The following is a 10,569-nucleotide window of genomic DNA, read 5'->3' as shown; positions in this document are numbered from 1 at the left end:
GCCGAAGGCGATTACACGATGTCGGTAGCAGCAGGGACCACGGACAGTTTCGGGGCTCGTTCAATCAGCGCCCTAATCCCGCCCATGGACGCGCACCACGCGGCAGGCAGCCGGGCACACTCTGAAGCCCATACCCGTACAACACCCGCAGCACACTACGATCAATATTCGCCCGCTAGGGCAAGTAAACGCGCTTTTTGGTTACTTTTTGTCGCTCGGACAAAAAGTGACTCGCCGGCTACGCCGGCGAAACAGCGGCGCCTGCCAAGCACGACAACCTCAACCCCACTCCTTCCCCATCCCCACAACCCAGCAATGAACCTTGAATTTGTGCTTTGCGCACACCAAACTTAGCGGCAGCCGCACCGGCCGCACCGGCCGCACCGGCCGCACCGGCCGCACCGGCCGCACCGGCCGCACCGGCCGCACCGGCCGCACCGGCCGCACCGGCCGCACCGGCCGCAGCCGCAAGGAGCCGCAAGGAGCCGCAAGGAGCCGCAGATGAACCGCGCAGTGCAGAGAGTTTCCATGATGGGGCTGTGCCTGCTCTGGGCACTGTGCCTGCAAGCAACCGTCCGGGCCGACGACGACGTCAGCCTGAATGCCCGACTGCTGGCTTCAGCTCGCGCCGGCGACGAGGCCGGCGTGCGCAGCGCGCTGCAACAAGGCGCCGCGGTCGATTCGCGCAACCGGATCGGCGACACCGCGCTGATCACCGCCGCCAAGCGCGGGCTAACCGGCATGGCGCGCACGCTGGTCGATCACGGCGCCAATGTCAGCCAGCCCAACCTCCAGGGCGTCACGCCGCTGATGGCGGCAGCGTTTGGCGGCTACCCGGACATCACCGCGATGCTGCTGGAGCGCCACGCCGACCTCAACGCGACCGACCGCATCAGCAAGACGGCCATGGTCTACGCCGCCGGGCAGGGGCAGGTGGCGGTGGTGAAGCAATTGCTCGATGCCGGCGTGGACGTCAACGCGCGCTACCAGCATGGGCTCACGGCGCTGATGTGGGCCGCCGGCTACGACAAGAGCGAGGTCGTGCAGCTGCTGCTGGCGCGCGGCGCCGATGCCGCCCTGCAGGACGACCGCGGGCTGACCGCGCGCGCCATTGCCGACCAGGCAGGCGCCAAAGCCGCGGCGGCCGTCATGGCTGCGCGCCCGTAGCGGCCCGGCAGCATGGCGTGTCAGGGTGCGTCGATCGAACCGACGCTCTTCGGATAGGTCACGACACCCCACGCGAGCGGCACCCCGTCGACCTGCTGCACCGGCTGGTAGCTGCGCGCGTCGAACACCTGCACGGCATTGGAACGCCCGCACGCCACCAGCAGGCGCGCGTCGTCGGGCGTGAAGCTGAAGTGCCAGCAGCGCTTGCCCACGGCGATATCGGCCAGCGGCGCGTAGCTCTGGCCGTCGAAGACCTGCAGCGTGTCAGCGCGCGAAGCCGCCACGAACACGCGGGCGCCGCTGCGGTCGAAGGTGATGCCATAGGGTCCGGTGCGCGTGGGTACGGTGCGCAGCACGCGGTAGTCGTCGGCGGCCAGTACCAGGAATGCGTTGGCAGATTCCAGCGTCACCACATAGCGGCTGCCGTCGGGACTCGCCCGGATGCCGCGCGGACGCGAACCGGCAGGCATTGGCAGGCGTTGCAGCTGCCGGCCGCTCGCCTTCTCGTAGACGGTGACCGTGTCGTCGCCTTCATTGGTGACCAGCATCAGCTGCCCGTCGCGCGAGAACTCGATGCCCTCGGTTTCCAGGCCGCTGCGGATGGTGCGCGCCACGCGCCAGGTGCGCAGGTCGACCACGGCGATTTCGGCCGGCAGCGGCTTGTCGTCGTCGTGCTTGCCGGCGTCCTTGGGAGCTGTCGGTGTGCCAGGCTTCCCCGGTGGGCCCGGCCGTTCGCCGGGCTCGTATGTGACGAAGGCCTGATCGCCGGCCACGCGCACGAACTCCGGGTTCTGGCCGATCGGCACGCGCTTCACCTCCTTGCCGGCGGCTACGTCGATCACGGACATGTCGCCGCTTTCCTTGTTTGCCGTCAGCAGGTATTTGCCGTCCGCGGTAAGCCCGAGCCCGCGCGGTCCCTTGCCCGCGATGACCGGGCCTGGCAGGCGTTCCATGCGCTCCAGGTCGATTACGGCAATGCCGCCGCTCTCGGAGGACACATAGGCCTGCGCCGCGCGGGCCTGGCCCGTCGTGGCCAGCAGGGCGGCAAGCGCCAGCAGTGCGGCGGCACGCATGGAGGGGGATGTCGATGTCATGGCGGCTCCTCTAAGCAAAATCGGCAAAATCGGGACGACACCGGCGCGTCAGCGTCCGTCCCACTCGTAGCGAACGCCAACCAGGAACAGGCGCGGCGCGCCGGGCGCGACAAAGCGCTCCACCGGAACCGTGGCGCCAGGCTGCAGCAGCGTTCCACCCGGGAACAGGTTGTAGCCGGCCTGGCCATAGGTGGCGTAGCGCCGGCCGAACACATTGTCGATGCGGCCGTAGACCTGCCAGCGTGGCGAGAACTGCCAGCTCGCGCGCAGGTTCAGCAGCAGGTACCCGCCAGTATCGGACAGGCCCGGGTTCTGCGCACTCAGCGCACCGTCCTCGTTGCCGGCGACAGGCCGCGACGATGACACCAGCAGGTCGCCGCCCACGCTCAGCGTTGCCGTGGCGCGCCAGTCGGCGCCGAGCCTGAAGCTATGCAGCGGGATGCCCGCCATGCGGGTGCCGGGCCGCACCATCACGGGCGCGGCGAACGGTGTATGCAGTGCGCCCTGTGCCTGGTAGGTGGCCTGCGTATAGCTGTAGCCCGCGCGCAGGGTAAGGCGTCCGAGGCGCTGGCGCAGGCCCAGCTCCACCCCCTGGTTGCGGGTCTTGGGGAAATTGGAGAAAAAGCCCAGCGGGCTGAATGGGGAGCGCTGGAACAGGATGTCGTCGCGATTATCGCTACGGTACAGCGCCAGCGACACCTCGGTGGCATCGGCCGGCTGCCAGCGGCCGCCGAACTCCAGCGTGCGCGTGACCACCTGCCGCAGAAACGGGTCCGCCTGCAGGCCGGTGGGCAACTGGCAGGCGTTGGCGGGATCGGCGCAACCGAGTTCGATGGCCGTCGGCATGCGCGTTCCCTGAGAAGCCGAGCCGAACACCACGAGCCGGTCCAGCAGCCGATGCGTCAGGCCAAGGGACGGATTGAGCCGCGAGTACGTGAAGCTTTCATCCGATTGCGTGGGCAGACTGAGCAGCGTATGGCGCCGGCCCTGGTTCCAGCGTGCCGCCAACGTCAGGAAAGTCCCTTCCAGCAGCCGGATGGTGTCGGTGGCGAACAGTCCGACGGTGCTGTCGCGCCCGTCCAGCGCAGCCTGGGTGACAACCGGCGCGCCGGCATCGGCCACGGCATTGCGTGCATCGTCAAAGCTCGCTTGCTGCGTGGTCTGCGTGTAGTGCGACCGGTTCAGGTCGAGCGCCGCACCCAGCGCGAAGCGGTGCGTGTCGCCGTCATGCGACCATTGCATCGATGCCCCATAACTGGTCTCTCGCACCGTGGCGCTGTTGAGCACGGCATTGGCCGGCGCATCGCCGGCATCGCATTCCCCGCTGCCGCCCTGGCCTTGGCAGTCGAGTACGGTGTCGAGGTAGGCGTCGCTGATGTCGCCGCTGTTGGCGCGGGTGCGGGTCTGGCGCAGGTAGAGCGTCAGCTGCAGCTGGTCCTGCGCGTTGAACTGGTGCGCGCCATTGAGTGCCACTTGCAGCGACCGCGACCGCGTCACGTCAGGCGCGGTGTAGATGGCGCGGCGGTCGGCGGCATAGAGGCTGTCCGGCGCCAGGCCGTTGCCGGTCAGCCTGCTGTTGCTGCCCAGCACGCTCACGTTCCACTGTGTGCCGCTGGTGGAGCGGCCCAGCTTGAAGAAAAGGTTGCCCAGGTCGCTGTCGGAACGGTCGCGCCAGCCGTCCTCGCGCCATCCGGTGCCTGCCATATAGGCATGCCAGCCGTCACCGAGCGCCTTGCCGGCGCTGACATCGAGCCGCGCACGACCGTAGCTGCCGACGCTCAGGTCGGCTTCCACCCCGGGGTGGGTCTCGCCGGACTTGGTCTGCAGCGCGATCGCGCCGCCCAGCGTATTGAGCCCATAGAGCGGATTGCTGCCCGGCACCAGCGTAATGGTGCTGAGCGCGGCCTCGGGGATGGCGGCCCAGTGGATTACGTCGCCCAGCGCCGCGTTCTGACGCACGCCGTCCAGGTACAGCGACAGTCCCTGCGCTGACCCGAGCGTGGGGGAAAGCCGGTAGCCGCGATAGAGGATGTCCTGGGCGAACGGATTGCCCTGTGCGTCGTTGACGACCACGCCGGTCATGGTCTCTGCCAGGAAGGCTGGCAGGCTGGGTGCCTTCACGCGTTCCAGGTCGCCGTCTGTCGCGGTTTGCGCATTGCCGGCAAAGGCCTGGCGCTCAATGGTGAAGCCCGGCAGCGGGGTAGGCGCCACGACGGTGACTTCACGCAGGTTGTGGACCTGGTCGGCCGCCGCTACGTTGTTGTCTTGCTGCGCTGCCGCAGGCCATGACGCAGGCATTGCCAGGGCACCCAGGCAAGGCACGATCCCGAGCGGACGAGTACGGCAATGGCATCGGGCCATGGAGTTCCCTGTCGCGCTGCGTCGCGCAGGCATCGGTTGCGGGCTGGACGTGGATGACTGCGAGTGGCGCAAATGCTACCTAATCTAGTTCAGGGGGCAGGTACTGCCAAGTTGCGGTGGCTGTCGGTCCGCTGTTTTTTGCCTAGAGTTTTCAGGCGGCCTCGGGTTGCGCCCGGTTGCCGCGTCCCGACTCGCGAATCAGGAGGAATCGCCGATGCCGACCACCGAAACTGATGTCGATCCCGGCCGCCGTCGCCTGCTTGGCGCCGCTGCCACCGCCATGCTCGCCCTGTCCGTGCCGAACCTCGGCGCGTGCGCGCAGGGCGGCGGTGCCGGCGGCGGGCAGCCGGTGCGGATCGGCGTGATCGGCTCGGGGCGGATCGGCGGGACGATCGGGGGCTTGTGGGTGAAATCGGGCCATCCGGTGTTGTTCTCCTCGCGGCATCCCGAGTCGCTGAAGACGCTGGTCGACGAACTGGGTCCGCTGGCGCGCGCGGGCACGGTGGCCGACGCCCTGGCATTCTCGGACGTGCTGTTCCTGGCCACGCCTTACAAGGCGCTGCCGGAACTTGGCCAGGAGAACCCCGGCGCCTGGCGGGGCAAAATCGTGCTGGATGCGACCAATGCCTTCGCCCAGCGGGACGGCGCCATTGCCGACGAGGCACAGCGCAACGGCATCGGCATCACCACGAGCAAATACCTGGCGGGTGCGCGCGTGGTGCGCGCGTTCAATTTCATGGGCGCGACCAACTTCGCCAGGGAACACCATCGCGAAGGCGAACGCATCGCCGTGCCGATTGCCGGCGATGACCCGGCCGCGTTGCGCGTGGCGCAGCAGCTCGTGCGCGATGCGGGGTTTGAACCGGTGGTGGTGGGGCCGTTGGCCAGCGCGGACAAGTTCGCGCCCGGCGGGCCGCTGTTCCGTCAGATCGGCAGCGTGGAGGAAATGCGCAGGAAGATGGAGGCGCAGTAGGCGAGGCGCCGCCTGGGTTGGCAGGCTGCGGCGACGAGGGCTCAGGGCCGGCGGCGCTCCATGGCCACCATCGATGGCGTGAAGCCAAGCTGGCCGAAGAATGCGGCTTCGGACGAGCGCGCCGCGCGCAATACCCACGTGATGTCGGGGTCGTTGCCCATGACCTGGCGTACCAGCGCCCGCCCGATGCCCTGGCGGCGATGACTGGGCGCGACCACCACCATGGACAGGAAGCCATCGGACACATCATCGCAAAGCGCGCGCGCGAAGCCGATGATTTCGCCCTTGTCGACGGCCACGACCACGTGCTGCGAATTGGCGACAAGGCGGGCGAAGCGCTCGGCGCTGCCTACGCGGTTGTTCCAGCCGTTGGCGATCAGTAGCTGCCTGGCGGCTTCGACCTCTCCAGGCAACAGATTACGGATTTCCATCGGCGGCTCCCCTAGCAAAGCAGCAAAGCATGTACGGCCCTCGCCGCCCCCTGCCAGGGATGCCGCGAGTCGAGTACGGCACGGGAAACCCGGCCGCGCAATTGGCGGAGTGTAGCGAGCGGGGACAGACACGTCAATTTGCCGGCGCACGTACGCGCTGGCCACGCCGCTGGCGCTGCAGCGCGGTATCATGGCTTCCATGAACGCCCCGATCTTCTCCTCTGCCCACCCGGCCGATCAGTTGGCCGAATTTTCCGACGCCGATGCGGCGCTGGCACGGATTCGCGAGATCTACAACGCTTCGGTCGCCGCCGTGCGCGCGCGCTTCGACGCGTTCGCCAGCGGCAAGCCGCTGCCGTCGGCGGCCCACGCGTGCTACCCGTACCTGGGCATCTCCGTGAATATCGAGACCATGGTGACCGACAGCCGGCCGTCATGGGGCACGGTGGCCTATCCGGGTGTCTATGGCACCACGGTGACGCGCCCGGACCTGCTTGCCGATTACTATCGCGACCAGATCGAGCGGCTGATGCGCTACCACCGCGTGCCCGTGGTGGTGGGCCTGAGCCGGCGGCCGATCCCGTTGCCGTTCGTGATCGAGGCTTCCACGACCGACATCAGCTACACCCAGGCGCGCGAACTCGAAGTGTCCTTCGTGCTGCCGGAACTGAGCCGCATCGACGATTCCATTGCCAACGGCACGTTCGAGCCGGTGCCGGGCGAAGCGTGGCCGCTGTCGCTGTTCCCGGCCGAGCGCGTGGACCTGGCCTTGCAGCGCCTGTACCACTACACCGGCACCGCGCCACAGCATTTCCAGCGCTTTGTGCTGTTCACCAACTACCAGCGCTACGTGGACGAATTCATCGCGCTCGGCCGCTCGCTGATGGCCAGCAACGACGGCGGCGGCTATGCGCGCTTCGTCGAACCTGGCGACGTGGTGCAGGAGCTTGGCGCCGCCGAGCCCGACGACGCCGCCCGCCCGCGCGCATTGCCGCAGATGCCGGCCTATCATCTGGTGCGGGACGACAAGCTGGGCGTGACGCTGGTCAACATCGGCGTGGGCCCGTCCAATGCCAAGACCATGACCGACCACCTGGCCGTGCTGCGTCCGCACTGCTGGATGATGGTGGGCCATTGCGGCGGCCTGCGGCGCTCGCAGCAGCTTGGCGACTATGTGCTCGCCCACGCCTATGTGCGTGACGACCACGTGCTGGACCACGACTTGCCGCCGTGGGTGCCGGTGCCGCCGATCGCGGAGATCCAGGTGGCGCTGCAGGAGGCGGTGGCGCGCGTGACCGGCCTGTCCGGCGGCGAGATGAAAACGCGCATGCGCACGGGCACGGTCGTGTCGACCGACGACCGCAACTGGGAGCTGAAGTCCAAGGCGCTGTATGCGCGCTTCAACCAGTCGCGCGCGATTGCCATCGACATGGAAAGCGCGACCGTGGCAGCCAACGGCTTCCGCCTGCGCGTGCCCTATGGCACCTTGCTGTGCGTCTCGGACAAGCCCTTGCACGGCGAGCTGAAGCTGCGCGGCATGGCCAATGCGTTCTATCGCCAGCGAGTCAGCCAGCATATGACCATCGGGCTGGAGGCGGTTCGCATCCTGCGCGAGAACGGCGTCGAGCAATTGCATTCGCGCAAGCTGCGGAGCTTCGACGAGCCGGCATTCCGCTGAATGACTGGCCGGCCCTGTCCGGCGGACATCGCAGCGATAAACGAAAAAGGCCAGCGCCCGATGCGCTGGCCTTTTTCGTTGGGGCAGGGCCCGCTCAGAACCGGTAGCCCACGCCCATGCTGAACAGCCATGGGTCCAGGTTGACCTTGGAGACATTGACGCCGCCGGCCTTCACGTTGCTGGCCAGCCAGACCTTCTTGACGTCGGCGTTCAGGAACCAGTTCTTGGTCAGCTTGTAGTCCATGCCGATCTGCAGGGCGGGTGCCACGCTCCAGTTGTCGAGCTGCAGCGTATTGCCGGCAATGTCGGCGCCCCAGATGCGCGTGAAGTTCAGGCCCGCGCCCACGTATGGCCGGAAGGTGCCTTCCGGCAGGAAGTGGTACTGCACCAGCAGCGTCGGCGGCAGGTGCTTGAAGGTGCCGATCTTGTTGCCATTGAGGTAGACGTCCTGCTTCTGCGGCACGGTGAGCACCAGTTCCGCGGCGATATTGCGCGTGAAGAAGTAGGTGACGTCGAGTTCGGGGATCCACTTGTTGTTGACCGTGATCGCGTCCGACGGTACGCCCAGCGCGGGAATGGCATCCGACTTGTCGGCCATGTCGAGGTAGGTGGCGCGCAGGCGCACCATCCAGTTGCCCTGGGTCTCGCCATCGGCGGCGATGGCGGGCGTGGAAACGGCGCCGAACATGGCAAGCGCGGCGATAGCGGTGCTGGCGACCCGGGTCCGGAGAGAGATCTTGTTCATGGTCTATTGCTTTGGTCTGGTAAGAAATCGCAGCCAGTTTGGCCGAGCGGCCCCGGCAGGACATTGACCGAGGACAAGCCAGACCCTATCGACAGTAGGGTCGTCGCGATGGCGCCACAGCATGCGCAGCGCGGGCTGGCTCCTGCCGTACACGGCCGCGCCTTCTAAATACATGCGGATTTATTCGTGGCGCGGCAGCAGGGCTCGCCTTAACCTTTGCGTCATGCCGCAGTCGCGGCTGGTTCCAGGCATGTCGTGGGCGTCCGCAAGGGCGTCTTTCCGGGTGTGTCCCGTGGGGGCGGGACACACCGGTTTTCTTTGCCTGTCTCGTGCTGCGCCCCATCGATCCCGATGGCGATGCGCTCTCCTGCCGTCCTTTCCTGGCCCATTGTCTTGATCAACCCGTTGCCGGCCGTGGCATCCGGGATTGTCCTCAGCCGAAGGAGTGGGGGGCTGTCACACCCTGTGACCGTCAATCGCACAGAACGCGTCCACTGTAGGCGCGGCCTCGGCCAAAGGATGAAAGCTCGCCATATATGTACGGCAGCGCTCAACCGTCTGGCCGGTACAGCGCCGTCGCCGTTGCGCATAGGCTGGTAGCTCGGGAAAAACAGCACATGACAATGAAGGAATCATCATGAAGTCTGGAACCTGGCTTAGCGGGCTCGTATGCGCGGCGGCGGCATTCCTCGTAGCGGCGTGCGGGGGAGGGGGCGGAGGGGGCTCGGGCGGTGCGACGCCAGCGGCGGCGCCTGCCGTCAACTACGCGGCAAAACTGAACATTACCTCGGCCGAGGTTGGCGTTGGCCGTACGGTGACCGTCAGCGCGGTGGCCGTCGACAGCAATGGCAACGACGTGACAACCTCGACCAGCTTCGCCTGGACTTCAGTCGATACCGCCGTGGCCTCCGTCGTGGGCAGCACGGCTACGGTCGGCAACGCTGTGGTCACCGGCGTCAATCCCGGTACGACCAGCGTGCAGGTGGTGGCCACGGTCAGGGCCGCGGACAATTCCACGGTGCAACTGCCGGTGCAGTCCGCGACCATTACCGTGGTCCCGGCCTCGGCCACGACCTATAGCCTGTCGGTCCCGAACACCTCGTTATCGATGACCGACGGCCAGACGCTGCCGGTCAAGGTAGCGCTGGTCGACAACAACGGCAACGACGCATCGGCAAGCGGCAGTGGCTGGACCTGGTCCAGCAGCGGCACCGCGGTACAGGTCACGCCGAACCTGAACAGCGCGACGCTCAAGGCCGGCAACAGCTCCACGACTGCGGCCGCCACGGCCAGCGTGTCGGTGTCGGTGACGGCCCCGGATGGCCGTCTGCTCGGCGGCGTGATCTTCGTCACCGTGCAGAAGAATGGCACCGCGACGTACCGGGTGGTCACCTCGCAGTACGGCGAGCCGGTCAATGCGCTGCAAGTGCTCAGCACCTATCCGGCCAGGTTCAGCGCGCGCGTGCTGCGCAACGACGACCAGGACGTGACCGCGGACTTCGACGGTACCTGGACGTACGTGCCGACGTCGTCGAGCCTGTCGGCTGCGCAAGACGCGGGTACGCATGACGTGACGGTCAGCACCAGCCTCGCCAAGGGTGTCGGTCCGGTGCAGGGCACGCTCACGGTGACGGCGGTCAGCACCAGGCTGGCGGCAAGGCCCACGGCCAGCCTGAGCGTGGTGGAGAACCCCGAATGGGCGCTGATGCCTGATGTCCAGCAGCCGCTTACGCTGCTGATGATGATCCCCACGCCCATCCCGGTCACCGTCGGCCTCAAGCACTTCGGCGACGACCAGCCTTCGAGCGCCTGCACCGGCTGGACCTGGATCCCCGCCGGACCGGTCACGTTGTCGCCCGGCACCGCTGACAACCAGAAGGTCGTGTCACCGACGGCCACCGGCGACTTCACGCTGACCGTCAGTTGCACCAAGGTCTCGGACGGCAAGCTGATGACTGCGAAGCTGGTCGGTACCGTCAAGTAGCGAGAACGCGGGCTTGTCGTCCCGCGGCCCGGAACGCCCTCCGCAGGAGGGCGTTCTGCGCTTCCGGCGTAACGGAGGGAGTGGCGTGGATGCCAAGCGTACCCGTTTCTGCGTGCTTGCCAGGCAGCCGTCCCGG

General features: G+C 67.4%; 8 protein-coding genes. 4 read left to right on the top strand and 4 right to left on the bottom strand.

The annotated features are described in order from the left end of the window. The first annotated feature begins 501 nt into the window (after nt 1–501). A complete protein-coding gene (locus tag AC3FNH_RS30505) occupies nt 502–1,167 on the top strand; it encodes an ankyrin repeat domain-containing protein (protein ID WP_488722729.1) in 666 nt (221 codons plus the stop codon). A gap of 20 nt (nt 1,168–1,187) precedes the next feature. On the opposite strand, the gene AC3FNH_RS30500 is transcribed toward AC3FNH_RS30505, so the two are convergent. Beyond that, the gene (locus AC3FNH_RS30500) at nt 1,188–2,261 is read right to left on the bottom strand and encodes a YVTN family beta-propeller repeat protein (RefSeq protein ID WP_276102679.1); all 1,074 of its coding nucleotides are present in this window, start codon (nt 2,259–2,261) and stop codon (nt 1,188–1,190) included. Nucleotides 2,262–2,309: 48 nt separating this feature from the next. Further along, nucleotides 2,310–4,559, bottom strand: coding sequence for a TonB-dependent receptor (locus AC3FNH_RS30495; protein WP_488722728.1), 2,250 nt, complete (start codon nt 4,557–4,559; stop codon nt 2,310–2,312). A 277-nt stretch (nt 4,560–4,836) separates the two neighbouring features. Between AC3FNH_RS30495 and AC3FNH_RS30490 the strand changes: the two genes are divergently transcribed. After that, nucleotides 4,837–5,595 (top strand): NADPH-dependent F420 reductase, encoded by a 759-nt coding sequence (locus tag AC3FNH_RS30490; RefSeq protein ID WP_276102681.1) that lies wholly within the window; start codon nt 4,837–4,839, stop codon nt 5,593–5,595. Nucleotides 5,596–5,636: 41 nt separating this feature from the next. Here the strand turns inward: AC3FNH_RS30490 and AC3FNH_RS30485 are convergent, their stop codons facing one another. Then, entirely contained in the window at nt 5,637–6,026 is a 390-nt protein-coding gene (locus tag AC3FNH_RS30485; RefSeq protein ID WP_276102682.1) for a GNAT family N-acetyltransferase, read from the bottom strand. A 190-nt stretch (nt 6,027–6,216) separates the two neighbouring features. Here AC3FNH_RS30485 and AC3FNH_RS30480 point away from each other — a divergent pair, with 190 nt between their 5' ends. Further along, on the top strand, nt 6,217–7,704 hold the full coding sequence (locus AC3FNH_RS30480) for an AMP nucleosidase (RefSeq protein ID WP_488722727.1): 1,488 nt from the start codon (nt 6,217–6,219) through the stop codon (nt 7,702–7,704). A gap of 94 nt (nt 7,705–7,798) precedes the next feature. Here AC3FNH_RS30480 and AC3FNH_RS30475 read toward each other — a convergent pair whose 3' ends face one another. After that, nucleotides 7,799–8,449: an OmpW/AlkL family protein gene (locus tag AC3FNH_RS30475; RefSeq protein WP_276102684.1), complete on the bottom strand. Its 651-nt coding sequence runs from the start codon at nt 8,447–8,449 to the stop codon at nt 7,799–7,801. Nucleotides 8,450–9,086: 637 nt separating this feature from the next. On the opposite strand from AC3FNH_RS30475, the gene AC3FNH_RS30470 reads away from it, so the two are divergent. Further along, a complete protein-coding gene (locus AC3FNH_RS30470; RefSeq protein WP_488722726.1) occupies nt 9,087–10,433 on the top strand; it encodes a hypothetical protein in 1,347 nt (448 codons plus the stop codon). The last annotated feature ends 136 nt before the right edge of the window (nt 10,434–10,569 follow it).

The sequence above is a fragment of the Cupriavidus sp. 22TCCZM01-5 genome (assembly GCF_057798915.1).
This window is presented reverse-complemented; position numbering and strand designations above follow the sequence as displayed.